Raw genomic sequence first — 26592 nt, forward strand, 5'->3', positions numbered from 1 at the left:
CGACGCGGCGGAACGGTGGCGAGGACCGACCGGCGCCGCGTCGCGCCGAGACGTCAGGAGGGGGCCGGATGCCTGCTGCCGCTGTTACCCGGGCCCACTCGCACGCTCGCCGGACCGGCTCGCGGATCCGGCTGGTGTTGCTGGCGCCGCTGCTGGTCGGGGTGCTGACCGCCGGCTGCCGGTCGGAGGTGACGCTGAGCGCACACGACGAGCGGGTCCAGGTCGTCGCCACCACCGGCATCCTGCGCGACCTGGTCAGCCACGTCGGTGGTGACCGGGTACGGGTCAGTGCCCTCGTGCCGGACGGGGCCGACCCGCACAGCTACGAGCCGTCGCTGCGCGACGTCCGCAACGTCGTGTACGCCGACGTCGCGTTCAGCAACTACCTGCTTCTGGAGGAGCAGGCCATCATCAAGGCCCTGGACGCGAATCTGCGGGACGGCGTACCGAACATCTCGCTGGCCGAGGGCGCGGTGAAGTACGCGGCGGAGATCATCCCGCTGGTGGAGGACGTCTCGCTGGACACCATCTGGCTCGGCATGCGGGTCCGGGGCACCGGCACGGCGCACGGCGCCAACCGCTCCTCCGACGTGCTGCTGCGCGCCACCGCCGTGCAGGGGCCGGGCGGGGTCGTCGCCTACCTGACCGAGTCGTTCGGCACCCCGTCGTTCTATGTCGATTCCACCGACGGGTTCGACCCCGCCAACGGCTACCGGGACGACACCGCAGCCCTGCCACCGGACGCACACACCCACATGAGCTGGGCGTTCACCAAGCCGGGCGTCTACCGGCTGACGGTGCGGGCCCAGCTCGCGGTCACCCCGGACAGCGCGCCCATCCCGATGGGCGAGCAGGTCTTCACCTTCGCCGTCGGGGTGGATCCGCATTCGGTGCCGGGGATGGCGGGCGCGGCGGTACTGAATTCCGGGCACGCGGACATCAGCGTGGACCTCGACCAGGGGCGGCTGTACCTGTTCGCCGACCCGGAGGGCAGCGGCGAGGCAAACCAGCGGGTGTACGACCCAGCCCGCACGGTGATCGAGGTGCCGAACAAGGCACTGCGGGAGGTGCCCGGCGACCGCAGGTTCCGTTTCCTCGGCCGACCCGGTACCCAGGTCTACCAGCTTCCCCAGGCGGTGCTCGGCAAGCACGTGCACGGCGAGATCGATCCGCACCTGTGGCAGAACGTCCGCAACGCCATCTCCTACGTCGAGCTGATTCGGGACACGCTGATCGGGGCCGACCCGCTGGGTGCGGCGTCGTACCGCGCCAACGCCACCGCTTACATCGCGCAGCTCGAACGACTCGACGGGTTCGTCCGGGACACGATCGCCCGGATCCCGTCGTCGCGGCGCCACCTGGTCACCACCCACGACGCGTTCGGCTACCTGGGCCAGGCGTACGGCATCGAGATCTCGGGCTTCGTCACCCCGAACCCCGCCACCGAGCCGAGCCTGGCCGACCGGCGCCGGCTCACCGAGACGATCCGCAACCTCGACATCCCCGCCGTCTTCCTCGAACCGAACCTGGCCGCCCGCTCCACCACCCTGACCGAGGTGGCCCGGGAAGAGGGGCTGCGGATCTGCCGGATCTACGGCGACACCCTCGACGACGGCGTCACCACCTACGCCCAGATGATGCGGTTCAACGCCGAATCGCTGCACGACTGCCTGACCACGGCACGATGAGGGAGGAACCAGTGACGGCAGGACGGACGCGGTCGCGCCGCTCATCCGGTCCAGAGCGCCGCGGTCCTGCGCGGAGGCCGGATAATGGACGGTGCCTTCCCGCCGCCAGGGCAATTCTGCGCTGCGCCGCGGTGACGATGGTGGCCCTGGCGGCCGCCCCGGCCCCCGCGCTCGCCGAGGAGCCGACCCCCGGCCTCGACCAGTCGATCGCGGCGGACCAGCCCCTCGCGAGCGGCCGGGCGACGCTCGCCACCGGGCACGTGGACATCGGCCCCCGCTACGTCGACAACCAGTGGACCCTCCTCATCCACGACGGCACCCAGGCACAGTCGGTGTGGCGCAGCCCCGACGAGACCGTGCTGCGGGTCTCCGACGCGGCGTTGCAGGCCGTGCCGGACGACCCGGCGTACGCCTTCCTCGGCGTCGACGCCGGGAAGCGGGTGTACGTGGTGCCGCAGGTCCAGAACCAGGAGGTGGTCTGGCTAGGCTGGAACACCCAGGATCCCCGGGTGATGCAGACGATCGACCGGGGCGTCACGCTGCACCTGTTGGGCGTGCGCGGGCCGGGCACGCTCACCACCTTCCTCCAGTCCGGCAACTTCGCCGCACCGCAGGTGCTGTGGCGCTCTGCGGAGCCGGCCGCCCAGCCGTTCTGGGTCGAGGTCAACACCCACACGCACGCCAACTGGGTCTTCAGTACGCCCGGCGTCTACCTGGTCACGATCCAGGTCTCCGCCGACCTGATCAGCGGCGAGAAGGTCTCCGCGAGTCGGACGTTGCGCTTCGCGGTCGGCGACGCGACCAGCACCGACGAGGCGTTCGCCGCCACGGCGGACGTCCCCGGACCCGCCGGCCAGGCGCCCGTCGGCCATGAGCGGACCGACAGCGGCGAGCCGTCCGGCGGCCCCAGCACCCTGCTGCTCACCGCACTGATCGGGATCGCCGCCCTGCTCGCGGTCGCGCTGGTCGTGGTCCTGACCCGGGGCGCCACCGCAAAGCGACGGGCCGAACGCGAACGCCCCGCGTCGCCACCGGATGGTCGGTCGTGAGAGCACTGGAGATCGAAGAGCTGGACGTGGACCTCGGCGGCCGGCCGGTACTGCGCAACGTACGGCTGCACCTCGACCCCGGGGAACTGGTCGGGTTGCTCGGGCCCAACGGTGCCGGCAAGACCACCCTGCTCCGGGCCGTCCTGGCGCTGATCCGCCCCAGAGCCGGCCGGGTGCTGGTGGACGGGAAGCCGTCCCGGCCCGGTCGCTCGCCGATCGGGTACGTCCCGCAGCGCCACGAGTTCACCTGGGACTTCCCCATCTCGGTCGAGCAGGCCGTGCTGACCGGCCGGACTGGCCGGATGGGCCTGCTCCGCCGCCCCGGCGTCGAAGACTGGCGGGCGGTCGGCGACGCGCTGGACCGGGTACGACTCACCGGCCTGCGTCGGCGCCCGGTCGGCGAGCTCTCCGGCGGGCAACGTCAACGCGTCCTGGTCGCCCGGGCCCTCGCGCTGGCGCCGCGCATCCTGCTGCTCGACGAGCCGTTCACCGGGCTCGACATGCCCACCCAGGAACTGCTCGGCGACCTCTTCGCCGGCCTCGCCGCCGAGGGCCGGGCGGTGCTGATGACCACCCACGACCTGGTCGCCGCCCTGGAGTCCTGCACCCGGCTGGTCCTGCTCAACCGCACGGTCATCGCCGACGGCCACCCCGAGGAACTCCAGGACGTCGAGGTGTGGATGCGCACCTTCGGGGTCAGCGAGACCTCCCCGCTGCTGAAACTCGTGAGGGCGGCCTAGTGTCCATCACCGACTTCCTCGCCGACCTGCTCAACCCCGACCTCGCCTTCCTACCCAAGGCCCTGGCCATCGCGGTCATGTCCAGCATCGTCTGCGGCGTCGTCGGCTGCTACGTCGTACTCCGGGGGATGGCCTTCATCGGCGACGCCGTCGCGCACGCGGTCTTCCCCGGCCTCGCGGTCGCCTTCGTCCTACAGGGCAGCCTGGTCCTCGGCGGCGCCGTCGCCGGCGTCGCGACCGCCCTGCTGATCGCGATCTTCGCGCAGAACCGGCGGCTCAAGGAGGACTCGCTGATCGGCGTCTTCCTGGTCGCCACCTTCGCCCTCGGCATCGTGATCATTTCGCAGGCACCCGGCTACGCCGGCTCGCTGCAACAATTCCTCTTCGGTTCGATCACCGGCATCCCGAACCGGGACCTCTACCTGGTAGGTGGCACCGGACTGGTCATCCTCGGCCTGGTCTTCGCGCTGCACAAGGAGTTCGTCGCGGTCTGCCTGGACCGGGAGATGGCCCGCTCGCTGGGGCTGCCGGTCTTCTGGCTGGACATCGTCCTCTACGTGCTGGTGACCCTTGCCGTGGTGATCTCGCTGCAGACGATCGGCAACATCCTCGTGCTGGCCCTGCTGATCACCCCCGCAGCGGCCGCCCGGCTGCTCACCGACCGGCTCGGCGTGATGATGCTGCTCGCCCCGGCGATCGGCGGCACCTCCGCGCTCGTCGGGCTCTATCTGTCGTGGAGTTACGACACCCCGGTCGGTGGCACGATCGTGCTGGTCGCCACCGCCGTCTTCCTCGCCGCCTGGCTGCTCGCCCCGAGGCACGGCCTGCTGATCCGACGCTGGCGCCGTCCCGCAGCGGCTGAGCCCGCTGGCAGCGCCCGTCCGGATCATCGCGACGACCTCGCGGGCGCCGAGGAGGCGTCGCCGGCCGTCCCGTAGCCGGACGACCGGGCGGACCCCATCGGCCACGCGCCGCGGCGCAGCAGCCGCAGCAGCCGCAGCGGCCGGCGGGATCTGGTCGGCGACGCGGAGAACGACGGCGGGTTCGCCATCCACTGTCACCACCAGCACGGCGCACCCGCGCTCCCGCCAGCTCCTCGGCCAGGCCCGTCAGGAGCCCGGGTAGCCGTCCAGCCCAACGGTCCACCGGCCTCAGGCGCCGCCCCGCAGGACGTCGGTCCCTACCGGCTCAGGAGCGGGCGGCCACGCCGAAGGCGTACCGGACGGTGGTGGTCAGGACGAGGTCGCCGCCGGATCGGGTCAGTACGCGGGTCGACCCGGTCGTAGGCAGGGGCGCCCGGTCGAACACCCCGGCCATCTCCCGCTTCCGCCGGGCCGCCTCGGCTCCGCCAGGGTTGTCGCTCACGTCAGGTCTCCTCGACAGGGGCGTTTCGGTAGGCGTGCGGGCGCGGGCGACCAGTGCGTGGGTCAGCCCCGGGGCGTGGCAACGACGACGTCCAACTCTCCGACGGTGGCGGTGAAGCCGGCGCCGGCGAGTTCGTCGAGCAGCTCCGCCGGGGATACCACGTGCCACGGGTACGCCACCACGAGGTCACGCTCGACGCTGCCGTCCGGGGTGAGGGTCCGGTAGCGCATCGTCCACGTCACGGTGCCGTCACCGGCCGGCCGCGCTTCGCCGCCGCCCTGGTAGGTGCGCCCGCCGACGGTGATGCTCGCGAAGGTGGTGGGCGGGACGGTGGTCACCTCGGCGGGCGGTTGCAGGTTCACGATCAGCGGCGCGGAGGGTGCCAGCCGGGCACGCAGCTCGGCCCAGAGCCTCCGGCGCTGCTCCGGGTCGAGGTGTCCGAGCATGTTCATCGCCAGTACCCCGCCCAGCCGGGCCGGGGATTGCCAGTCCTGGATGCCGGCGGCGATCACGGTCACCCTCGGGCGCAGCGACTCGCTGCCGGCGAGCCGGGACAGCAGGACCGCGCGGAGGATCGGCGACGGCTCCACCGCGACGATCTCGGCGCTCGGCAGCGTCTCCGCCACGAGCAGAGTGCCCAGACCGGTCCCGGCGCCGATGTCGAGGAACGGTCCCTGGTCCGGGACGGCCCGGTGCAATGCCGCGACGACCGGTGGGCGGAACGCCTGCCAGGCGTCCCGGCTGAACACGTCGATGAACTCACCGGACTCCGCGTAGAGGTCGGCCGTCATCGGCTTCTCGCCTCCCTGTCGTCAGTGGTAGGTGGGCCACCCCGGCCTGTCTCATGGCCGACTGGTGGCAGGGCAGCGCCCACAGTCTCGGCAGCCGTGGCCTGTGCACCACGGCTGCCGAGACGGCGGTTTCTCAGATGGCGGTCAGGGTCAGTGTCGCGACGTACTGGCCTGCGGCGGTGTCGGTCGGCAGTTCCAGGTTCAGTCCGGCGCCGAGCCGGGCGGTGCCACGGCCGTCGCCGGCCGGTGCGGTGCCGAGCACGCTGCTCGCGGCCAGGCCGTTCCCGGCGGTGAAGCCGGGGGTGACGGTCGGGCCGGCGGCGACACCCTGGCCCTCGGCCTGGGCCAGCACGGTTGGTGTCCAGCCGAGGTACTTCCCGCTGACCCGGGTCTGCCCGGCGGTGAAGTCGCTCAGCTGTCCGGCCACGTTCCAGCCGGGTTCACCCGGCCGGGTGTCGGTCACCGTGACCGGACGCAGGGCGCCGCTGCTCTGCCACCGGTCGCCAGCCGGGGACAACGTGGCCGCGGGCAGGTTGACCGTACGGTCGCCGGGGTCAACGCTGACCACCAACGCGCCCTGCGCCCCGACGGTGACCTTGATGGTCTGCGACGCCGCCGGTGCGCCGGCGTCCTCGACGTTCAGGGTCACCGGGGCGCTCTCGGCCACCGGCACCTCCGCACCGTCCCGGTAGAGGCGGACCAGGTACCGGCAGTCGTCCAACTGCGCGGTGGCGGTGAACGAGTACGCCGCGGACGCCTCGCTCGGTATCTCGGCGAACTCCGCCGCCCCCGGGCACTTGCTGAACCAGCGGTACCGGTCCAGGTCAGTGACCGGATCCTGCACGGCGGCCAGCGTCACCGCCGCGCCCGGGGCGTACGCCGGTCGCAGTCCCTGGATCGACAGCGCGACCTCCGGTTCCGGATCCGGTAGGTCGCCGACCACGAAGCGGTACGGCACCGGGCCGGTCGACGCGGTGGTGCCGTCGGCCAGTGTGGCGTCGGCCCGGAAGGTCAGCGTGTAGCTGCCCAGGGCGCTGAAGACCCAGTTGGCGTGGGCGTGGGTGCCGATCGGCACGTCGATCGCGTCCGGCAGCCCGTCGTCGCTGCGGAACTTGACCAGTGGCTGACCGACCGGGTCGGTCATGAAGACCGACACCCGGCCCGGCCCGGTCACGTCCACCAGGCTCAGGCTGACCTTGTTGCCCTGGAACACGCCGGATCGCAGGGTCGTCGTGTTCCAGCCCGGCCACAGCAGGTTCGGGTCCTGGGTCATCGGCAGCAGCCAGACCGTCGAGCCGGCCGGCCCGAGGAACGCGTACTCGGGCAGGTCCGGCACCTCGACGGCGGCCTCCGGCCGGACCTGGAAGGTCACGTCCTGCGGATCGCGGGTCACCGACGGATCCACTGTGTCGTCGTGCACCTTCAGCACGAGCCGGCCGTCCTCGTAGTGCACGTCAACGGCGTCGGTGTGGCCGGCGGACAGCACGACCTTCTCCTGCGCGAGCGCCGGTGTGGCACCCGGCAGCAGCAGGCCGCCGAGGCACACCACGGCGGCGCCGGCCACCGTGGCACGGCGCTTGCGGTTCGGACTTCTCGTCGTCATCCCTCCCCCCACTTCTTTCACGAAATGAAAACGGATATCAGGTTCGCGGGGAAGCTAGCACGGGCTTCGGGATCATGTCGAGCAGGTGACCGGCCATGCCCCGGGAAGGCCGGATCGCCGGTCGTGCCGGCATGTTGACAGGCTATCGAAAATGGTTACCGTTTTCTCTAGCCGCGACACGGTGTCGGGGCGTGAGGAGGAGTTGCATGCGAGCCAGGATGTCCGCGCTGACCGGCGTCACCGCGGCGATGACCGCCGGGCTGCTGGCCTGGGCCGTACCCGCCCAGGCCGGCGCCGTCCGGCTGTCCCAGGGGCACGTCGACGCGGTGGACGTGGCCTTCGAGGACGGCGAGTTCGAGATCTCGGTCCACGACGAGACCGTGGACCCCGACGTGGAGCGCGACCCGGCCGACGTGATCTTCGTCGCCAAGCCGGAGGCGGCGGTGGCCGTACCGGACGACCCCGCGTACGCCTTCCTCGGCGTACCGGGCACGACCGTCCACATTCTCCCCGAGGTGCAGAACGAGAACCTGCTCTGGGCCGGCCTGGCCACCGAGGAAGTGGCGGCGGGGGTCTTCGTCGACGACAGCGTCCGGATCCGGTTCACCCGGGTGATCGGCCCGGACGGGTTCAGCCTCTTCGTCACCGACCCGGTCGGGGCGCCGGAGGTGCTGGTCGACAGCGAGGACGGCCTGCCCGACGCGGTCACCCGGCCGGTCGGCGGCCACATGCACGTCAACTGGGCGTTCGAGCGGGCCGGCACCTACCGGATCAAGGTCGACGTGACCGGCAGGCTCGCCGCGACCGGCGAGCGCGTCACCTCCGACCCGGTCTGGCTCACCTTCGAGGTCGAGCGCTGAGCCGCAAACCGATCAGCGGAACGGGAGAACCGATGAGACTCGTCCAGCGGACCCTCACCCTCGTGGCGGCCGCGACCGCCGCCGTCGTCGGCCTGACCGCCACCCCGGCGGCCGCGGCCACCATCGAGACCGGCCACCTCGACGTCCTCGACGTCGACTACACCGCCGGGGCCCTCACCCTCGACATCAAGACGTACAGCCCTGTCAACGACGACCTGTCTCCGGCGGGCACGACCCTGCGGCTGCCGTCGACCTCCGCCATCACGGTGCCGAGCGGATCCGCCTGGAACTGCCTCGGCGCCGCCGGATCCACCGTCTACGTCGCCCCGCAGGCTGAGAACCCCGGCCTCATCTGGGCGGGTTGGAACACGGAGGACGTGCCGACGGCCCAGGGGCCGGTGCGGATGGAACTGGTCGGTGTGTCGTCCGTGCCGGCCGGCGGGCGGTTCGCCCTCTACACCACCGACGCCTTCGGCACGCCGACCTTCCGGCTCAATTCCACCACCACCACCGGCTGCCCGATCTCCGTCTGGCCCGGCAACATCGGCGCCGGCACCCACGCCCACGGTAACTGGGCGTTCTCGGCACCGGGTACCTACACCCTCTCGTTCCGGGCCACCGCCCAGGGCGGCAGCGGAGTCACCAGTCCCACCGTCAACTACCCGGTCCAGGTCGGCTGAGCACGCCGCCCCGGGCACCCGCGTCCCCCGACCGCCTGGCACGGGCCGGTCGGGGGCGCGGTCCGACGCTCCACCTGAATACGACAACCACCACGGGGGGCTGGACGGACGTGCCGCGGTCAGGCAAGGTAGAACTCGCGATCAGTACAGGTATCAATACCCTAAGTGATGCCGCCGGTTCCGACCACAAAGGAGTCTCCGTGTCCCTCGACGTACCCACCGCCCTGCTGGAGCGGGCCGAGACCGGCCCGGTCGACGACGCCGAGTTCGTCACCTGTGTACGTGACTCACTGCCCTACGCCTGGGCCGTCATCAGCGAGGTCACCGGCGACCTCAGGCGGGACGGCGGCGACTTCGCCGACCACGCCGTACCGCCGCCGAGCGAGGCCGAACGGGGCCAGCTGCTGCGTGCCCTGGCCAGCGACGCGATCCGAGGAGCGCTGGAGCGCCACTTCGGGGTCAAGCTGGCGTTCCAGAACTGCCACCGGGTAGCCGCGTTCGACCTGTCCGCGGTGGACGGCGAGCGGTACCGCGCCTTCGTCTCCACCCGGGGACAACTGCTCAACCAGTCACCCGAGCTGCGTGACTGCTGATCCGCCCGGCGACGCGCGGCCGGACCGGCCGCGCGTCGACCTCTTCCTGCTCGCCGGCCAGTTCCCCGGCGCCGACCACGCGACCACCCTCGGGCACGCCGTGGACTACGCCGTCGCCGCCGAGGCCGCCGGGTTCGACGGGGTGTGGCTGGCCGAGCACCACTTCATCTCGTACGGCGTCTGCCCGTCGGCGGTCGCGCTCGCCGGCTTCCTGCTCGGCCGGACCCGCCGGCTGCGGGTCGGCACGGCGGCGGCGATCCTGCCCAACCGCCACCCGGTCGCCCTCGCCGAAGAGGCGGCGCTGCTCGACGCCGTCTCCGGTGGCCGGTTCGACCTGGGCGTGGCCCGCGGCGGCCCCTGGGTCGACCTGGAGGTCTTCGGCGCCGGGCTGGAGCGCTACACCACCGGTTTCCCGGAATCCCTCGACGTGCTCCTGGCCGCGCTCTCCGGCCGGCCGGCCATCGCCGGGAACGGCCCGGCGCACCGGTTCCGGCCGGTGCCGATGGTGCCCCGACCGGCCCGGCCGGCGCCGGTGTGGTTGGCCGCCACCTCACCGCCGACCGTCGACCTCGCCGCCAACCGCGGGCTCCCACTGCTGCTCGGCATGCACGTCGACGACACCGCCAAAGCCGCCACCCTCGACCGGTACGCGGAGACGGCCACGGCCGCCGGACGGGACGCGACAGCGCCGGAGCACGTCAGTGCCCACCTGGCGTACGTCGCCGACACCGTCGCCGAGGCCGAGAAGGAACTGCGGGACACCCTGCCCGGCTGGCTCGCCCGCACTCGCGAGTACGTCCGTGTCGACGGCAGCCCGCCCGCGCACCGTGACCTGGACGCCTACCTCGACCACCTGCTCGCCATCCATCCGGTCGGCCCGGCCGACCGGTGCGTGTCCCGGTTGACCGGCACCGTCGCCACCACCGGCGCCCGGCGGCTCATGCTCATGGTCGAGGCCGCAGGCGAACCCGACCGCACGCTGGCGAACATCCGTCGACTCGGCACCGAGGTCCTGCCGCACCTTGCCGTGCGGGGGTGAGTGTCCGGGTCGGCCGGAGCCGGGCGCGCTGCCGGCTCTCCGGGCACCCCGATGGGCGTACCGCTTCCGGGGGACACCGTCCCACGTCCCGGCAGCTTTGTGGAAACGACTACCAAGTCCGCTAAGGTGTGGCCGGAACCGTAGGAAACGTACCCATTCCCGGAGGACCGGCCGTGAAGATCGCTTTTGTCGGTAAGGGTGGCAGCGGAAAGACCACGCTCGCCGCCCTGTTCGCCCGCCACCTCGCGGCGCAGGCGCCGGCCGGCACCCCGCTGCTCGCCGTCGACGCGGACATCAACCAGCACCTGGCGGTGGCGCTCGGCGCCGGCGAGGACGAGGCGGTCCAGTTACCCGCGCTGGGCGACCACCTGACCGAGATCAAGGAGTACCTGCGCGGGACGAACCCCCGGATCTCCTCGGCCGCGGCGATGGTGAAGACCACGCCGCCCGGTCGCGGCTCCCGGCTGCTGCGCGTCGTGGAGGCCAACCCGATCTACGACAACCTGGTACGCGAGATCGGCGGCATCCGGCTCGCGGTGACGGGCCCGTTCGCCACCGAGGACCTCGGGGTGGCCTGCTACCACTCCAAGGTCGGCGCGGTGGAGCTGATCCTCAACCACCTGGCCGACGGCCCCGGCGAGTACGTCGTCGTGGACATGACCGCTGGCGCCGACTCGTTCGCCTCCGGCCTGTTCACCCGCTTCGACGCGACGTTCCTGGTCTGCGAGCCGACCCAGCGCAGCGTCGGCGTCTACCGGCAGTACGTCGGCTACGCCGCCGACTTCGGGGTCCGGGTGCACGTGGTCGGCAACAAGGTCGAGGACGACTCCGACGTCGAGTTCCTGCGTGAGCACGTCGGCGACGACCTGCTCACCTGGCTCGGCCGCTCCGGGTACGTCAAGGAGGCGGAACGGGGCAGGCCGCGCCCGATCGACGAACTCGAGCCGGCGAACCGGGCGGCGCTGGAGACGATGCGCGGTGCCGTGGACGCGGCGGAACAGGACTGGGTGACGTACACCCGGCAGGCGGTGCACTTCCACCTCCGCAACGCCAACGCCTGGGCCAACGACCGGACCGGCGAGGACCTTGCGGCACAGGTCGACCCGGACTTCGTGCTCGGCCCCGAGGCACTGCGCTCCGGGCTGCTCCAGCAGGCCTGACGCCCGCCGGGACGGGCGGCCGGGGCGAGGCTCGACTACCGCCGACCATCACCTGACACAGGGGCCTGCGGCAGGTGTACGGCGATGTCCAGGCCGCCGGTCGGCCGGGCGGTGCTGGAGATCTCTCCGCCGTGCGCGTCGACGATCGCCCGGACGATGGACAGGCCGAGCCCGGCCCCGCGGGTGCCGTTGCCGGCGCCCCGGACAAACGGCTCGAACAGCCGCCGCTCCTCGTCCGGCGTGACCGGCCGGCCGGTGTTGACGACCCGTAGGAACCCCCGCCCGTTCGCGGTGCCGGAGGTCACCGTGACGTGTCCGCCGGCGTGGTTGTAGCGCAGCGCGTTCTCCAGCAGGTTGCCGGCCATCCGTTCCAGCAGCACCGGCTCACCGCTGGCTGGCGCCGACCGCAGGTCGGCCTCCAGGGTGACGGCCCCGTTCGCCGCCCGGTCGGCGGCGCCGGCGACCGCCGCGGCGGCGACCTCGGCCAGGTCCACGGGCGTCCGGCGGGGCGGGCCGGCCTGGCTGCGGGCCAGGATCAGGAGCCCGTCGAGGGTACGCTGGCTGGCTTCGAGGGCGGTGGCGATGTCGCCGGCCATCGCGACGAGTTCGGCCCGGTCGGGTTCGCCGTCGAGGGTGACGTCGATGGCGGTGCGGATGGTGGTGAGCGGGGTACGCAGTTCGTGCGCGGCGTTGGCGACGAACAGGCGCTGGCTGTTCAGCACCCGGTCGCGTTCGGCGATGCCGTGCTGGATGCGGTCCAGCATGCCGTTGATGGTGGCGGCCAGCGTGGCGAGTTCGTCGGCGGGCTGGCCGACGGGTACCCGTTCGGCCAGGTTCTCCGCTGACAGCCGGTTCGCCGTATCGGCGATCGTGCGGATCGGCCGCAGTATCCGCCCGGCTACCAGCCAGCCGGTCAGCCCGGCCAGCGCGGTCACCACCAGCAGCGCCGGCGCGGCCTGGGTCAGCAGCTTGGACATCGCCTCGTCGATATGCAGCCGCAGGCTGCGGAACAGCAGCAGGTACGTCAGCACCGTCAGGAGCGATCCGGCGGCCAGCACCAGGCCGGTGTACAGCAGCGCGAGCCGACTGCGGGCGGTCAGTCGCCAGGTCATGGGACGATCCGGTACCCGGAGCCGGTCAGGGTCTCGACCAGCGGTGGATCGCCGAGCTTGCGGCGCAGGGTGCTGACGGTGATGCGTACGGCGTTGGTGAACGGGTCGGCGTGCTCGTCCCACACCTTGTCCAGCAGTGTCTCCGCGCTCACCACGGCACCGTCGGCGGCGAGCAGCCGTTCCAGCACCCCGAATTCCTTCGGGGTCAGCGACAGCAGCCGACCGTCCCGTTCGGCGGTGCGCCGCGACGGATCGAGTTCGACATCGCGCGCGCGTAGCACCGGAGGGCGGGCCGGCGTGCTGCGTCGGCGCAGCGCACGCACCCGGGCGACCAGCTCGGAGAACGCGAACGGCTTGCCCAGGTAGTCGTCGGCGCCCAGGGCCAGCCCGTCCACCCGGTCGGACACCGCACCGGACGCGGTGAGCATCAGCACCCGGGCGGTGCCGCGCTGCGCCAACAGCCGGCACACGGTGTCGCCGTGCACCACCGGAAGGTCCCGGTCCAGCACCACCACGTCGTACGGGACGATGTCGCATTTGTCCAGCGCCTGCTGACCGTCGTGTGCCACGTCGACGGCGCAGCCGTGCTTGCGCAGCCCGGCCGCGATGTACGTGGCCAGCGGCTGTTCGTCCTCGACCAGCAGCACCCGCATCCGGCCAGTATCCCCAGCACCGCATATGGGCGGCGTATCGGTCGGCGATCCGTTGCCGGTAGATGGTCGCCGGTAGACCTGCGACAGTCCGTTTGTCGAGCGGGGAAGGACGTGCTCATGGATTCGGATTCGGATTCGGTACGTGGTGTCGACCGGCGACGGCTGGTTGCATGGGGCGGGTTGGCGGCCGCCAGCGTGGCGTCCGGCGCACCGCTGGTGGGCGCCGAGCCCGGCAACGCTGCCCCGGCCCCCACCCACCCCGACGCACTCGTCGCGCCCGAACCGTCCGGGCACGACCGGATCCCGCCGGACACCCGGCCCGGCGGAGCCTACGACCGGTACGTGGCGAAGCTGGCCGCCGAGGACAAGTTCTCCGGCGTGGTGCTGCTGTCGCACCGGGGCCGGACCGTGCTGTCCCGCAGCTACGGCATGGCAGACAAGGAGAAGGGGATCCGCAACCACGAGGGCGTCGCGGTCAACCTCGGCTCGGCGGTCAAGCCGTTCTCTGCGGTGGCCATCCTGCAGTTGGCGCAGCGGGGCGAGGTGAGGCTGTCGGACACGGTGGGCAACTACCTGACGGGCTTCGCCAAGGAGATCGCCGAGCAGGTGACCATCCACCACCTGCTCACCAGCACCGCCGGGCTGACCCACCCGGGGACGGACCCGCAGCGCGTCTTCCACAGCCGGGAGGAGGTGCACGAGTTCTACCAGCAGTGGTCCCGGCAGGCGAGGCTGGCGTCCGCCCCCGGCACGGGCTTCGACAACAGTGGCGCCGCATTCGCCATCGCCGCGCAGATTGTGGAGGCGGTGACCGGCATGACGTACTGGGACTACGTGCACGGGCAGATCTTCGGGCGCTCCGGCATGACGGGCTCGGCGTTCTACACCAGGCCGCAGTGGCTCACCGACGAGCACATCGCGCACTCGTACATGACGCTGGCGGACGGCAGCCGGGTGGACGCCGTCCGCAACCTGGACAAGGGCAGCCCGAGCCCGTACGAGCCGGGCAAGAACCCGGGCCGCAACTTCATCGACTACGCCGGGGACGGTGGCTTCGCCACCGCGCCGGATCTGGTCCGGTTCGCACACGCGCTGCGCAACGGCACGGTGCTGGACCGGCCGTACGCCGAGCTGTTGACCGGGGCCAAGATCCCTCAGGGGAAGGGCAAGGACGGCGGCCCCGCACCCGCCCACCCGTCGTTCATGGCGTACACGATGCCGGCCAAGCTCATCAAGGGCCAGTGGGTGTACGGGCGCGGCGGCGCCAATCCCGGCAGCGTCGCCAACTGGCACATCTACCCGGATGCCGGCTGGGTCAGCGTCATCCTCAGCAACTACGACAACCTGCCGGTGCAGGACATCATCAAACAGGAGATGCAGGCCATTCTCGGCCAGGATTGACGCGGCCACGGCCGGCCGCCGGGCAGGGGCGGCCCGGGTAGGTGTCATGGTCGGACGAAAGCGGAGGTAGCGTGATCAAGGGGTGGCACGGCTGGGTCGGTACCTTCACCGGCGTGGTACTCATCACGGTGGCCGTACTGCCGTTGGCCGCGCTGGCGGTGTGGGCGCTGGCACGCCGCCGGAGTGTCTCCGGCACCACGCCGGCGTGGGCGTGGCGGGTGTCGCTGGCCGAGGTCGGCATAGTCTACGGGACGGTGCCGTGGGTATGGATGATCATGTTGCCAGGCGGCCGGGCCGGGGCCGCCCCCGGTCGGGTGAGCCTGGTACCGCTGCGGGATCTGCTCACGATCCTCGCCGACGGGGGGCCGCTGACGGCGACGGGCCAGATCGTCGGCAACCTGCTGGTGTTCGCGGCGCTGGGGTTCCTCGCCCCGCTGCGGTTCGCGGCGCTGGCGTCGGTACCGCGGATCGTGGCGCTCGCGGCGGGCTGCTCGGTCCTGGTCGAAGCCGCGCAGTACCTCCTACGGCTGGACCGGGTGTCCTCGGTGGACGACGTACTGCTCAACACCGCCGGCGCCGGGCTGGCCGCGCTCGCGTCGGGTCGCTGGTGGCGCGCCACGGCCAGGGCGTCAGATCGACCACGACCGGCCACGGCACCGGGACGCTGAGCCGCCCACGGTACGCCGGTCAGCGGCCCAGCACTGCATTTCAGCGAAGGATGTGGCAACGAGGTGCGGGCGCCCAAGGCCGTCCTGCGGCTGTCGTGCGGTACCCCGGATGACGGGGGGCGGGTGTGGTGGGTTTATACCGCAGTTGTACGACGATTGTACGGGCCCCGCCGTACCGTTCTACCGTCCGTACTGCTCCATCGGAAAGCACCCCATGCCCTGCACACCCGACGACGGCGAAGCCCAGGCGGGACCGTTTACCCACGCCGGCCAGCGGATCTCCGACGTCCAGGTCGCCGGAGTGGAGTACCCGGCGACCGCCGGGACCCGCTGCCAGCTCACCGGACGACTGGTCGTACGCCGCGTGCTGGATGCCAGGAACACCCAGTACCCGCCGTTTCCGGTCCGGGGCATTCCGTGCCGGCAACACCGAGCCGGCCGACCAGGCCGGCGTCATCCACACGCATCACCCACCGGCATCACGCCATCTGCCCGCCCATCCGATCCGACCTGGTCGGCGGCCCCTGGGCCCAGCAAATGGAAGATCGCCTAGTCTCACGAGAGATCCCGTCATGATCTACGGCTCTCGGCGGACGAGACGCCCGGCGTCTCGAATCTGGCCATCCCGAACTCGCCCTACCTGGAGGATCCTCCCTCATGCGTAAATCCATCGTGGCCGCCGCGACGGTCGTCGCGACCGGTCTCGTCGTGGCCGGGGTCGTCGTGCCCGCCGGGCCGGCGAGCGCGGCGCTCAGCGACGTTCCCGCGGACTGCAGCGTCTCCACGGCGGCGTACCGCTCCGATGGCCAGCGTCTCAGCTACGTGTACTCCGACAGGACGACCAGCACCAAGGCCTACACCAACGACAATCTTGGCTGGGTGCCGTCGGCCCATCAGCAGATCGGCGGCTCCGGTGACGACACCATCTTCCGCAGCACCGAGTACGCCGCCCATCCGACCGACGGCTGGCTCTACAAGGTGAGCCGTACGGGGGAGTTGGTCGACGGCACCTGGAGAATCACGGCGATGAGCGCCAGCCGCCTCAAGAGCGGCTTCGCCGGTACCCGCATCCTCGCATCGGCGTCGCCGTACCTCTACCGCGTGGCGGGCACTTCGCTCTACCGCTACACCGAGACCTACGTGGACGGCGTGTTCACGCTTTCGTCGCCGGTGAGGCTGGCCAGCTCCGGCTGGGACGCGGTCAACACACTGACCTACGAGCGCAGCGGCGGAACGGGCAGCGCCGCCGTGGACGTGCTGATCGGTACCAAGGCCAACGGGGAGCTCAAGGAGTGGCGAATCAACCGAGCCACTCCGACCACGATCACCTCGAAGGTCTTGCGGGCGAGCGGCTGGGCACCCTTCACCAGCCTCAGCACGGGCTACTGCGACGCGCACCCCAACGGCCGACCGCTGCTCGGGATCACCGCCGCCGGCTCGGCCTCCGTGCACTTCGACGCCAAGGAGACGGACGGGGTCGGCACTGACATCAAGGGCGGCTCCCTCGGCTCGCTCGGCTGGACCGCGAAGGCATACGGTCAGTAGCGGGAAGACTTCGACGAGTCCGTCCGGGGGTAGCTGTACTCGGACGGACTCGTCCCCTGCCCGGGTCGTGGACCTGTGGTTGCCGTGGGCCGTCGTCGCCGTGACGGAGGTCCACGGAGTCCATGACCCGGCAGGTCGGGAGGCCGGCTCACCCAGCAAGAACGCCAGCAGATCGCGCTGGGGCTGGCCGACGGGCTCGCCTACGCGGAGATCGCCAGGCGTCTCGACCGCCCCACCTCGACGATCACCCGAGCCGATCCAGGTCCTGCTATAGCGGTCCCTGTGGTGACCCCGGCTCAGCGGGTCGGTGGCCGAACGCGCGGAGGGTGATCTCCACGAGCGCGTCCGCGTACTCCTGGGTGAGTGGCCCGGAGCGGAGCAGCCAGCGCTGGTAGAGGGGGGCGTACAGCACCTCGAGCAGCAGGTCGAGGTCGGCGTCCGCGGCAAGCTGGCCCGCCTGCTGGGCGTTGCGGAGCCGTTCCTTCTTGGCTTCGTCGACGGGGCCGGCCACCTTCTCGTGATACAGGGCGGCGAGGGTGGAATCGCCGAGGATCTCCATGTTGAGCGCCCTGACGGGTGCTTCGAACGCCGGGTCGGCGAACTCGGCGACGGTTGCCCGCATGACGGTCTTGAGGTCGGCCTCGAGGTCGCCGGTGTCGGGCAGTCGTACGCCCTCCCCGCCCTCGCTGAGCGCCAGGAACGAGTCGAAGATCACCGCGCCCTTGGACGGCCACCAGCGGTAGATGGTCTGCTTGCCGACTCCCGCGCGGGCGGCAATGGCCTCGATCGTCACCTTGGCGTAGCCGAGCTCGGAGACCAGATCGCGCGCGGCGTCGAGGACGGCCCGCCGGGATCGTTCGCTGCGCCGGGCGGGGTTGGGCTTTCTGGGGTTGGGCACGTCCCGGAGTGTAGCACCGTACGAGACGAGACGTTGCGTCTTGACAAGGCGGGCGACGTACCTGCAGACTCTCCAATCGCGAGGCGGACCGTCTCGTCTCACCTAAGCGAGGAGATCGCATGACAACTGCCCGAGTATGGTTCATCACCGGCGCGTCGAGGGGCTTGGGCAGGGCCTTTGCCGAGGCGGCGCTCGCTACCGGAGACCGGGTCGTCGCCGCCGCGCGTGACCTCGGCCCGCTCGACGACCTGGCCGCCGCTCATCCGGACGGCCTCGTACGGCTGACTCTGGATGTCTGCGACCGCGCGGCCGTGCGGGAGGTGGTGGACCGGGCGGCAGCGGCGTTCGGTCGACTCGACATCGTGGTCAACAACGCCGGCGGGATGCTGCTCGGCATGGTGGAGGAGGCCACCGAGGAGCAGATCCGCGCCCAGTTCGACGTCAACTTCTTCGGCGCGGTCTGGGTGGCCCAGGCCGTCGTGCCGTACCTGCGGGCGCAACGGTCCGGCCACATCCTGCAGGTCACCTCGATGGGATCCGGCGGCGGGTTCGCGTCCGTCGGGTTCTACGCGGCGAGCAAGGCCGCGCTCGACTCGGTGAGCCAGGCGCTGGCGATGGAGGTGGCGCCGTTCGGGATCAAGGTGACGATCGTGCAGCCCGGCGGGTACGGCACGGACCTGTTCACCCGGGGCACCACGAGGACGGAGCCGCGTCCGGAGTACGAGCCGCTGCGCGCCATGCTGGCCGAGATGTGGGGCGAGGACGCCGGTCCGGACCCGAGCACCGCAGCGCCGGTGATCATGGAGTTGGTCGGCCTGGCGGAGCCGCCGCTGCGGCTGATCGTCGGCGGCGCCTCCTACGACATGGTCCAGCAGATGGATCAGGCCCGCACGGCGGAGTACCGGGCCTGGGAGCATCTCAGCCGGCAGGCTCCGGGCTGAGCCCGGCACCGGTCCCACGCCGAGAACGAGCTGAGTCGTGGGCTCCACGCTCGCCTTCCTGCGCACTGGCGGCGGGCGGGATGAGCCGTTCGCCGAGAGCCAGTAGCAGAGCGACGATGCTGAGTAGGGCGCCGATCAGCACAGTGCTGCGTACGCCCTGGCTCGGCAGCGCGAGGCTGCCGACCAGGGCCCCAGCGGTGATGCCGACGTTGACAGCGGCGGAGACCGTTGCGGCGGCGAGGTCGGAGCGCCCGGGCGCCACCTGCAGCACCAGACCACCGAGCGCCGCGGTGAACGCGGCGAACGCCAGTCCGGCCAGAGCGAGCAGGACGACGGCCGGTGCCGGCCGGTGGCCGAGCGGGTACAGCCCGAGTAGTGCCGCCGCCTGCAGCGCGACGGTCGCGACCAGGGTGAGCCACGGGCTGCGGTCCACCACCGCTCCGACGGCGAGGATCCCGAGCACACTGGCGACGCCGCGCGCCAGCAGGATGGCCCCGACCGACGCGGCGGGGAACCGGCTGACCTCGGTGACGAAGAGGGCGACATAGGTGTAGGCGGCGATGGCACCGGCGGTCGCCAGGACGGCCACGGCGACCAGCAGCCAGAAGCGGCGGACGTCGGGTGTCGCGCCCCGGGCGGCATGTCCCTGGTCGGGCCGCGCCGAGGGCAGTAGCGAGGCCACCGCGGCGAACACGATCGCGCCGAGCCCGGCCACCGCCAGGTACGGCACCCGCCAGCCGGCGCGCTCGCCCAGCCAGGTGCCCGCGGGCACGCCGAGGACCAGAGCGACATTGCCGCCGGCGAAGACGATCGCGACCACCCGCCCGCGTAGCCCGGGTCGGAACAGTTCGGCCGCGGCCGGCACCACCACCGCCCAGAACAGCGCGTGGGTGGCTGCGGTCGCCATCCTGGCCGCCAGCACCAGCGCGAACGTGCTTGCGAAGACCGTGATCGCGGTGCTGACCACGAAGCCGGCCAGCAGTGCCGAGAGCAGCCGCCGGCGAGGGACTCTGCGGACCAGCGCCGTCAGCGGGACCGAGGCGACGAGGACCACCGCGCCGTACGCGGTGACGAGCATGCCCACTTGGGACGGTGAGACGGCCAGGTCGGCCGCCATCGGGAGCAGCAGCCCGATCGGCAGCGCCTCGGCAGTGGTGTAGAGGAACGTTCCGCCGGACAGGCCGACCAGCGCTGCCACTGCCCGCTTGTGCCCCATCCGGCCCTCCCCCGTGTTACTCCCTAAACCAGCTATGACGGCAACACGTTATCGGACGTGCTCGATGCGATGCAACTGGTAAAATTGGTTTCGATGGAAACAGTCGGGGACGTCACGCGGATGCGCCTGGTGGGCGGCAACCTCGCCCTGGACTTCATCAACACCCGCACCGGTCCACCCGGCGGGCCTCCGGACGACGACGTGCTCACGGGCTACCCGGAGTTGGTCGCCTGGGGCGGGTACGCGGGCGCCCTCACCGAGACCGAGGCGGCCGCGTTGCGCCGGCTGTCCCGCGCGGACCCACGCGGTGCGCACGCCGCCTTCGCCCGAGCGCTGCGCACCCGCGACTACCTCGACGAGGTGTTCCGGCCGCTGACCGCCGGCCAGGATCCGAGCGCGGCTGTGCTGGCCCGGCTGCGGGACGACGAGGCGGACGCGCTCGGTCACGCACACCTCGAACCCGGGAGCACGTTCGGGTGGGCCTGGCGGGACGACCACACCCTTGTCCGGCCGCTACGGCCGGTGGTGCACGCGGCGGTCCAGCTTCTCACCACCGGCGCGCTGGACCGGATCAAGAGATGCGGCGGCTGTCGGTTCATCTTCAACGACGAGAGCAAGAACCGCAGCCGTCGCTGGTGCAGCATGGACGACTGCGGGACCGCCGAGAAGATCCGCCGCTACGTCGCCGCGCGACGCACGCGTGCGACCCGGTGAGCGGGCGAGCCCCGATCACCGGCGAGACCTGGCCGCCCACATCCTCGGCGACCCGGCGCACCGGTCAGCAGCCTGACCAACCTCTCCCGGCTGCTCGGCGGCCGGCTGGCACCAGGTCACGGCGGACGAAGATCCCAGCTCCGCCCGCCGCGACCCGCGCGGTCGAGCCGGCCCGGTCAGCCGGTCGGTGCCCCGTCCGGTACGGGCACAGCCGCCGGTACGAAGACCAGCCGGGAACGCACCTGCCGGAATCCGGTCCGCTCCAGTTCGGCCAGTACGCGTACCCGGTGCGCGTCCACGTCGGCGAGCACCTCGCGGGCGCCGCCCTCGGCCAGTACCCGGACCGCCTCGGCCAGCAGTTCACCCCGGACGGCCTCGTCGAGCAGGCCGAGGTAGGCGATGAGCGGATAGCAGGCGTCCCCGGCCGTTCCGACCAGCCCGACCGGCCGCCCGGCGCCGAACGCGATCCGCCAGTTCCCCACCGGACGGTCCAGCCAGGCCAGCGGGTCGGTGGCCAGGTCGACGCCGGCGACCGCCCGGGCGACCTCCTTGCCGGTCAGCACGTCCGGCTCGGCGATCCGGGCGACCAGGGCGTTGATCTCCGCCGCGTCGGTAGCCGGCCGGAGGGTGTACCGGCCGGAGGGCGTCGGCAACGGTGTGCCCGTCCACGAGCAGCGCAGCCGCTCGCCCCGCTCGACCAGCCCGGCGAGTCGGGCCGCCGCCATCGGCGCCTCGGCCACGGCCAGCACCTCCGGCCGGCGCCGCCAGTGTGCCGGCAGGGATGCGTAGTAGATCCGCGGACCGCCGAGCGCCCGGTGGGCGGCGCGCAGCAGCACGGCACCCACCTCGGGCTCGGCGTCCAGGTCGAACCGCTCCAGCCACGGGGCACCGACGGCGCCGGGCGGCAGTACCCAGGCCGCCCGGCCGACCACCCGGCCGGCCCGGAGGGCGACCCAGGTGCGCTCGGGGCGGTAGCCGCCGCCGGCCAGCCCTTCGGCGTAGCCGACCTGACGCAGTTGCGGGAGCGGATCGGGCATGGAGTCGAACAGACTTTCCTCGCCCGCGACGAGCGGGCGTACGACCAGATCGGTCATGGCGGGATCCTCCGGGAAGCGAGCGCCCCGGGTCAGATCCGCGTGGACGCCGGGGCGCGGAGGGGGCGCAGAACATCGGGCATCGTTCTGACCTCCTTCCGGCTCGTCGGCGTACCGGGAACGTACGCGGTGCACTCCGCCGGCCGCAACGCGATTAGCTCCACCGGTCCGGCGCGGTCGGCACGTCGTCGGTAAGGAACCGGCCGCCCGGCGCACTACCGGCGACGGCGTACCGTCCTAGACAAGGAGCGGGAGCCCGTGGCAGATGCCGAAGCAGGCCGGCGCCGCTGCGCTGGCGGTCGGCGCATTGGTGCTCACCAGCGGCGGCGGCACCGTCCCCGATCCCGCCGTACCGGGCGTGGACAGCCCGCCCACCGCGACGCCGGCCACCGGGCCGCTACTGGGTACGCCGGCCGTCGGTGCTACGACTACTTCTTCCTTCGGAACCTCAGCACCTCCCGCAGCAGCAGCACCCCTACGAAGGTGGGCAGGAGAGCGAGCAGTCCGATCCCGTAACCGATCCACAACAGCCATGGGCGAGCTTCGACGTCGGCTCGGGCCAGCAATCGGGTGGTCCGATCCCTGCCCAGATCTCCGACGCGAACTGTGGTGCCCGTGTCGGAGGAGTCGAATATGGCTCCGGCAGTCATCTCCTCGAGTTGGCCGTCGTCCCAGGTGATGTCGACTTCGCAGGCTTCCCAGTAACCGAAGCCGCGATTGCTGATCGGGCCGTGCTCGACGCACCGACCGACAGTGGCCTGACCCTCGCGCCGGGCGTCGGTCATGTCGTTGCCGGCCAACCTGCTCAGCGTCACCGCCGTGCCGAGCATGCCGGCCGCCAGGACGAGTATTCCGGTGAGGAACAGGAACGACCGGAAGCCGTTGCCCTTGCGCCGCTGCACCACCGCAGCGCCCAGGTCCGCCTCCTCGGCCCGCGCGGCCTCCTTGCGGTCGAGTTCGTGCTGCTGTTCTTTGATCTCGGCGAGGCGCTTGGCGATCCGGTCGTCCAGCGGTTCCATGGAAGTCCTCCGTCAGAGCGGAAGCTCGATAGGCGTAGGGCTTGGATTGTTGCCCCGTAGCGTATCGCCGGCCTGCCCACCGTTCTGCGAGCCGTTCGTCTGGCCCGCGCTGCGCGCCGTGTTCTGGATCACCTGGTCGACGGTGCCGTACACGGCGGTGTGGCCCCGCCCGATCGTGTTGAACGCTCCCCTGAACCCGCTCAAGCCGCTTCCTCCGGCCTCGCCGATCGCTTGGATGCGGAACGCCTCGAGGAGCAGGGTGCCGCGGCTGGCCTGGCCGATCTGCGCCAGGATGGCGTCGCACTTGCTGGTCAGCATGCCGATCTGCCTGATCGCCTGGAACAGCCGCTCCAGCAGGTTGAGGATCTTGCTAGTGGTCTTGCCCACCAGGATGGCGACTTCGGCGGCGACCTTGGGGATCAGCACCACCGTGAGAGCCTGGACCGCCTTGGAGATGCACGCACCGACGACCTCGGCCACGATGTCGCGGATCGTGTTCCGGATGACACCGACCATCGCGCCGACGATCGTGGTCGCCTTGCTCATCGCGTCGGCGATCTTGCCCAGCGCCTGCACCGCCTCGGCATGGCTCCGGGCACGCTGCCGGTACGCCGCCGCTGCCTGCGAGGTCCACTCCGCGGTGCTGCGGTTGACCTCGCTGACGAAGAAGTCGGTGGCCTCGTAGATGCGTCGCTCGATGTTGTACCAGGTCTGGGCGTGCCCCTCGATCGCCTTCGGGTCTCCAGCGAGTTTGTCCAGTGGTTCCCTCAGGAAGCTGACGTGTTCCATGAGCCAGCCGACACCAGCGGCGAAAACCGCCTGCAACGGGTCCATGATCGCGCCGATGGCGGAGAGACCGGCGGCCACGCCGTTGCCGGCGACGCCCAGCCAGTTCTCGGTCGCGATGCCGTCCACCACGCCACAGGCCGACTCGAAGATGCCGGCGCCCTCCCACGCCTTCGTCTCACCCTCGGGCGCGATGACGGACGCCCGGGTGAAAGCCGCGTCGGTGCTCATCGGCCGCCCGCCTCCCTGATCCGGGTCGCCGCGGCGCCGTCGGTGATGTCGACGTTGTCGGCCAGCGCCCGGAGCAGTTCCGCCAGGTGCGCGGTCGCGTCAGCCCCGTTGCGGATCTCCTGCAACGCGTGGTCCGACAGCGGATCGATGATCGGCAGGAACAGCGGGCTGCACAGGACGCCGTACACCTCGTCGTGCAGGCTGACGTACTCGGCACCGGCGGCGGCCTCGCCGCACATCCGTCCGGCCTCGTCCACCATCTGGGCATGTTTGCGGACCTCGGCCGTCGACAGCCTGATGTCGCTCATCGATGATCACGCTCCTCGTCCTCAGGTGGTTCCGGGAACTGTTTGGTGTATGCGCCACCGATGAAGGAGGCCGTCTCGGAGCCCGCGCCGTAGAGGCTGCTCACCACGGCGACCATCTGCTGCGCCATCTTCGCCTGGGCGCGCCGGCTGGTGTCGAGAATGATCGAGGCGAGTTCGTCTGCGGGCAGGCGCATCGCCTGGTCGCTGAGGCGTAGCTCGGCCATGCCTCCTGACGAGTCGACGGTGACGACGGCCTCGCCGCCCCGTGATTCGACCGTCGCCCTGTTCTGTTCCATCCGCTGGCTGAGCTCGGTGGTGAGCGCTGTCTGCTGCTCCACACGCCGCTGCCAGTCGACGAGCATGCCTTCCGGGTCCCCCGGCACAAGTCCTCCCTCGGTGGCTGTCGCGGGTAGTCTAGACAATTCCCGCGAGCCGGAGATCCCATCGACTCACCTGGATCGCCAGCTCGGGAAGCGGACCTACTCTCGGCTTTCCGGCCACCGTCCACTGTGCTGACGGTGGTGACGGGTCCGTGACGTGTCGGTTAACCAAGATCTTCCTGAGCCTCCGGGAACTACCATGTGTGTCGTGTCCGGCGACGCGGTGCCCCGGTTCGTGGTGTGGGGCGCGAACGCGCTCGCCCAGCGGCTGGTCGGCGAGCTGATGAACACCTACAGCGCGCACGTCACGGTGATCGTGCCGTCAGCCTCGGCAGACCAGGCGCCGGAGATCGCCGAGCTGGTGCCGGAGGACGGCGACCCGGCCCTGCGACCCGCGATGATCGTCGCGCCCCGGCTCAACCAGGAGGTCTTCCGGCAGGCCGGGATCGAGACCGCCGCGGCGGTCGCGCTGGTCGACCGTGACGACGTCGCCAACGTGGACGCCGCGCTGATCGCCCGCGAGGTGAGCCCCACCGTCCGGCTCGTGGTCCGGCTCTTCAATCCGGTACTCGGGGACGGCATCGCCAGCATGCTCGGCGACTGCGGCGTACTCTCCGGTTCCGAGTTCGCCGCCCCCGCGTTCGTGGCCGCGGCACTCGGCAACGACACGCCCACCTACGTACGGCTCCCCGACGAACTGCTGATGGCCGCGCCGCGGGCCGATGTCGCCGACCGTCCCGACGACGTGCTCTGCGGGCTGGCGATCACCGAGGGCCTCGCCGAGCCGGTCCGGTTGCCGGCCGACGAGGACGCCGCCGACCTGGTCCTCGTCCGGGCGCCGAGCAGCCAGCCCCGACCGGTCCGGCGGCGCCGGCCACATCCGATGCGCGCCACCCGGTTGCTGTTCGGCCGCAACCTCCGGCTGGCCCTGCTGGCGCTGGCCGGCGTGCTGACGACCGGTACGGTCACGCTCGCGCTCACCCGCGAGGACACCGGCCTGCTCCAGGCCGGGTACCTGGCCGTGCTGACCGCCCTCGGCGGCGCCGACGCCGACACCGGCGCCTCGGTGGTCGAGAAGGCGGTCGCGGTGCTGCTCGTGGTCACCGGTGTGGCGCTGATCCCCACCGTCACCGCGTTGATCGTGGACGTCGTCGTCAACGCCCGGCTCGCGCTGGCCGCCGGAGGTCTCACCGAGCCGGTCTCCGGCCATGTGATCGTGGTCGGGCTCGGCAACATCGGCGCCCGGGTGGTCCGGGAGCTGCACGACTTCGGCCTGGACGTGGTGGCCATCGACCGGATGGAACACGCCCGGGGGGTGTCGGTCGCCCGTGAGCTGCGCATCCCGGTCCTGATCCGGGACGCCAACAATGCCGAGGCGTTGCGGGCCGCGTCGGTGGAGACCTGCCGCGCCCTCCTGGTGCTCACCACCGACGACGTGACCAACCTGGAGACCGCCCTGATCGGCCGGGCGGTGCACGGGCAGGCGCAGCGCGGGACCGGCGGTGCCGGCGGGGCCAAGCTGCGGGTGGTGCTCCGGCTCTTCGACGAGGGTTTCGCGCGGCGGGTCAAGCGGGCCTTCGGGATCGACCACTCGCGCAGCGTCTCCTACCTGGCCGCACCCGCCTTCGCGGCGGCGATGATGGGCCGGGAGGTGGTGGGTGCGATCTCCGTCGGCCGCCGGGTGCTGCTCGTCGCGGAGTTGCCGGTCGGCGCCGGGTCCGAACTGGAGGGACGGCTCTGCCCCGAGGTCAGCCGGCCGGGCGAGGTACGGCTGATCGCCGTCCGGACCGGCCGGGTCGGGCAGACGCTCTGGTCCCTGCCGGACCGCCGTCCGCTGGTACGGACCGACCGGCTGCTGGTGGTCGCCACTCGGGCCGGGCTGGCCGGGCTGCTCTCGCGTACCGCCGCCAGTCCCGATCCGCCACCGCTGGTGGAACCGAAACCGCTGCGCCTGCTGAGCGCCGCGGTGCGGCACCGGCCCGGGCCCCGGCCGGCGCCGGACTCCGGACCCGGGCCGGCGGACCGGCGTCCCGGACCCCCGGTTTAGTCGCGGTTCGC

Annotated in this window: 27 protein-coding genes and 1 pseudogene; 16 read left to right on the plus strand and 12 right to left on the minus strand. The window is 71.6% G+C overall.

Translation table 11 applies throughout. The annotated features are described in order from the left end of the window. The first annotated feature begins 68 nt into the window (after window positions 1–68). The 4 genes from AAH979_RS35740 (at window position 69) to AAH979_RS35755 (ending at window position 4415) form a co-directional block, all read left to right on the plus strand. Window positions 69–1688 carry an anchored repeat ABC transporter, substrate-binding protein gene (locus AAH979_RS35740; RefSeq protein WP_346262551.1) on the plus strand — a complete coding sequence of 540 codons (1620 nt, stop codon included), beginning with the start codon at window positions 69–71 and terminating at the stop codon, window positions 1686–1688. Window positions 1689–1825: 137 nt separating this feature from the next. After that, the gene (locus AAH979_RS35745) at window positions 1826–2737 is read left to right on the plus strand and encodes a choice-of-anchor M domain-containing protein (protein WP_346262588.1); all 912 of its coding nucleotides are present in this window, start codon (window positions 1826–1828) and stop codon (window positions 2735–2737) included. After that, entirely contained in the window at window positions 2734–3477 is a 744-nt protein-coding gene (locus AAH979_RS35750) for an anchored repeat-type ABC transporter ATP-binding subunit (RefSeq protein ID WP_346262552.1), read from the plus strand. The genes AAH979_RS35745 and AAH979_RS35750 overlap by 4 nt, the downstream gene beginning before the upstream one ends. After that, window positions 3477–4415, plus strand: a complete 939-nt coding sequence (locus AAH979_RS35755) for an anchored repeat-type ABC transporter permease subunit (RefSeq protein ID WP_346262553.1) — start codon at window positions 3477–3479, stop codon at window positions 4413–4415. Before AAH979_RS35750 ends, AAH979_RS35755 begins: the two co-directional genes overlap by 1 nt. Window positions 4416–4665: 250 nt before the next feature. Here AAH979_RS35755 and AAH979_RS35760 read toward each other — a convergent pair whose 3' ends face one another. The 3 genes from AAH979_RS35760 to AAH979_RS35770 form a co-directional block, all read right to left on the minus strand. Beyond that, window positions 4666–4842: a hypothetical protein gene (locus AAH979_RS35760; protein ID WP_346262554.1), complete on the minus strand. Its 177-nt coding sequence runs from the start codon at window positions 4840–4842 to the stop codon at window positions 4666–4668. Window positions 4843–4904: 62 nt separating this feature from the next. After that, complete coding sequence (locus tag AAH979_RS35765; RefSeq protein ID WP_346262555.1) at window positions 4905–5633, minus strand: class I SAM-dependent methyltransferase; 729 nt, start codon at window positions 5631–5633, stop codon at window positions 4905–4907. 133 nt (window positions 5634–5766) lie between these two features. Next, the gene (locus AAH979_RS35770; protein ID WP_346262556.1) at window positions 5767–7236 is read right to left on the minus strand and encodes a choice-of-anchor M domain-containing protein; all 1470 of its coding nucleotides are present in this window, start codon (window positions 7234–7236) and stop codon (window positions 5767–5769) included. Between the two features lie 206 nt (window positions 7237–7442). Here AAH979_RS35770 and AAH979_RS35775 point away from each other — a divergent pair, with 206 nt between their 5' ends. From AAH979_RS35775 to AAH979_RS35795, 5 genes are all read left to right on the plus strand, one after another. Continuing rightward, window positions 7443–8096, plus strand: a complete 654-nt coding sequence (locus AAH979_RS35775) for a choice-of-anchor M domain-containing protein (protein WP_346262557.1) — start codon at window positions 7443–7445, stop codon at window positions 8094–8096. A gap of 32 nt (window positions 8097–8128) precedes the next feature. After that, complete coding sequence (locus tag AAH979_RS35780; protein ID WP_346262558.1) at window positions 8129–8776, plus strand: choice-of-anchor M domain-containing protein; 648 nt, start codon at window positions 8129–8131, stop codon at window positions 8774–8776. A 200-nt stretch (window positions 8777–8976) separates the two neighbouring features. Further along, window positions 8977–9369: an SCO5389 family protein gene (locus AAH979_RS35785; RefSeq protein WP_346262559.1), complete on the plus strand. Its 393-nt coding sequence runs from the start codon at window positions 8977–8979 to the stop codon at window positions 9367–9369. Then, window positions 9359–10408, plus strand: a complete 1050-nt coding sequence (locus AAH979_RS35790) for an LLM class flavin-dependent oxidoreductase (RefSeq protein WP_346262560.1) — start codon at window positions 9359–9361, stop codon at window positions 10406–10408. The genes AAH979_RS35785 and AAH979_RS35790 overlap by 11 nt, the downstream gene beginning before the upstream one ends. A gap of 173 nt (window positions 10409–10581) precedes the next feature. Beyond that, entirely contained in the window at window positions 10582–11568 is a 987-nt protein-coding gene (locus AAH979_RS35795) for an ATP-binding protein (protein ID WP_346262561.1), read from the plus strand. Between the two features lie 35 nt (window positions 11569–11603). On the opposite strand, the gene AAH979_RS35800 is transcribed toward AAH979_RS35795, so the two are convergent. Both AAH979_RS35800 and AAH979_RS35805 read right to left on the minus strand, forming a co-directional pair. Further along, entirely contained in the window at window positions 11604–12680 is a 1077-nt protein-coding gene (locus tag AAH979_RS35800; protein WP_346262562.1) for a HAMP domain-containing sensor histidine kinase, read from the minus strand. Beyond that, complete coding sequence (locus AAH979_RS35805) at window positions 12677–13333, minus strand: response regulator transcription factor (protein ID WP_346262563.1); 657 nt, start codon at window positions 13331–13333, stop codon at window positions 12677–12679. The genes AAH979_RS35800 and AAH979_RS35805 overlap by 4 nt, the downstream gene beginning before the upstream one ends. 117 nt (window positions 13334–13450) lie before the next feature. Here AAH979_RS35805 and AAH979_RS35810 point away from each other — a divergent pair, with 117 nt between their 5' ends. From AAH979_RS35810 to AAH979_RS35825, 4 genes and pseudogenes are all read left to right on the plus strand, one after another. Further along, window positions 13451–14734 carry a serine hydrolase domain-containing protein gene (locus tag AAH979_RS35810; RefSeq protein ID WP_346262564.1) on the plus strand — a complete coding sequence of 428 codons (1284 nt, stop codon included), beginning with the start codon at window positions 13451–13453 and terminating at the stop codon, window positions 14732–14734. A 71-nt stretch (window positions 14735–14805) separates the two neighbouring features. Then, window positions 14806–15402 carry a VanZ family protein gene (locus tag AAH979_RS35815; protein WP_346262565.1) on the plus strand — a complete coding sequence of 199 codons (597 nt, stop codon included), beginning with the start codon at window positions 14806–14808 and terminating at the stop codon, window positions 15400–15402. Between the two features lie 657 nt (window positions 15403–16059). Continuing rightward, window positions 16060–16947 carry a hypothetical protein gene (locus tag AAH979_RS35820; RefSeq protein ID WP_346262566.1) on the plus strand — a complete coding sequence of 296 codons (888 nt, stop codon included), beginning with the start codon at window positions 16060–16062 and terminating at the stop codon, window positions 16945–16947. A gap of 138 nt (window positions 16948–17085) precedes the next feature. Beyond that, window positions 17086–17199, plus strand: a pseudogene (locus tag AAH979_RS35825) (helix-turn-helix domain-containing protein); the annotation flags it as partial. 16 nt (window positions 17200–17215) lie between these two features. Here AAH979_RS35825 and AAH979_RS35830 read toward each other — a convergent pair. Continuing rightward, window positions 17216–17845, minus strand: a complete 630-nt coding sequence (locus AAH979_RS35830) for a TetR/AcrR family transcriptional regulator (RefSeq protein ID WP_346262567.1) — start codon at window positions 17843–17845, stop codon at window positions 17216–17218. Window positions 17846–17964: 119 nt separating this feature from the next. On the opposite strand from AAH979_RS35830, the gene AAH979_RS35835 reads away from it, so the two are divergent. Continuing rightward, window positions 17965–18786 carry an SDR family NAD(P)-dependent oxidoreductase gene (locus AAH979_RS35835; protein WP_346262568.1) on the plus strand — a complete coding sequence of 274 codons (822 nt, stop codon included), beginning with the start codon at window positions 17965–17967 and terminating at the stop codon, window positions 18784–18786. Here AAH979_RS35835 and AAH979_RS35840 read toward each other — a convergent pair. Next, window positions 18764–20002 (minus strand): MFS transporter, encoded by a 1239-nt coding sequence (locus AAH979_RS35840; protein WP_346262569.1) that lies wholly within the window; start codon window positions 20000–20002, stop codon window positions 18764–18766. The genes AAH979_RS35835 and AAH979_RS35840 overlap by 23 nt on opposite strands. Window positions 20003–20095: 93 nt before the next feature. Here AAH979_RS35840 and AAH979_RS35845 point away from each other — a divergent pair, with 93 nt between their 5' ends. Continuing rightward, window positions 20096–20716, plus strand: coding sequence for an ABATE domain-containing protein (locus tag AAH979_RS35845; RefSeq protein ID WP_346262570.1), 621 nt, complete (start codon window positions 20096–20098; stop codon window positions 20714–20716). Window positions 20717–20892: 176 nt separating this feature from the next. On the opposite strand, the gene AAH979_RS35850 is transcribed toward AAH979_RS35845, so the two are convergent. The 5 genes from AAH979_RS35850 to AAH979_RS35870 form a co-directional block, all read right to left on the minus strand. Then, complete coding sequence (locus AAH979_RS35850) at window positions 20893–21810, minus strand: acetyltransferase (protein ID WP_346262571.1); 918 nt, start codon at window positions 21808–21810, stop codon at window positions 20893–20895. 428 nt (window positions 21811–22238) lie between these two features. Then, window positions 22239–22829 carry a DUF6346 domain-containing protein gene (locus AAH979_RS35855; protein ID WP_346262572.1) on the minus strand — a complete coding sequence of 197 codons (591 nt, stop codon included), beginning with the start codon at window positions 22827–22829 and terminating at the stop codon, window positions 22239–22241. Between the two features lie 12 nt (window positions 22830–22841). Continuing rightward, window positions 22842–23846: a hypothetical protein gene (locus AAH979_RS35860; RefSeq protein ID WP_346262573.1), complete on the minus strand. Its 1005-nt coding sequence runs from the start codon at window positions 23844–23846 to the stop codon at window positions 22842–22844. After that, complete coding sequence (locus AAH979_RS35865) at window positions 23843–24154, minus strand: type VII secretion target (protein ID WP_346262574.1); 312 nt, start codon at window positions 24152–24154, stop codon at window positions 23843–23845. The genes AAH979_RS35860 and AAH979_RS35865 overlap by 4 nt, the downstream gene beginning before the upstream one ends. Further along, entirely contained in the window at window positions 24151–24537 is a 387-nt protein-coding gene (locus AAH979_RS35870) for a YbaB/EbfC family nucleoid-associated protein (RefSeq protein ID WP_318403340.1), read from the minus strand. The genes AAH979_RS35865 and AAH979_RS35870 overlap by 4 nt, the downstream gene beginning before the upstream one ends. 205 nt (window positions 24538–24742) lie before the next feature. Between AAH979_RS35870 and AAH979_RS35875 the strand changes: the two genes are divergently transcribed. Next, window positions 24743–26581: an NAD-binding protein gene (locus AAH979_RS35875; protein WP_346262575.1), complete on the plus strand. Its 1839-nt coding sequence runs from the start codon at window positions 24743–24745 to the stop codon at window positions 26579–26581. Window positions 26582–26592: the final 11 nt, after the last annotated feature.

This window comes from Plantactinospora sp. ZYX-F-223 (genome assembly GCF_039649625.1).
In the GTDB taxonomy this organism is placed as follows: Bacteria; Actinomycetota; Actinomycetes; order Mycobacteriales; family Micromonosporaceae; genus Plantactinospora.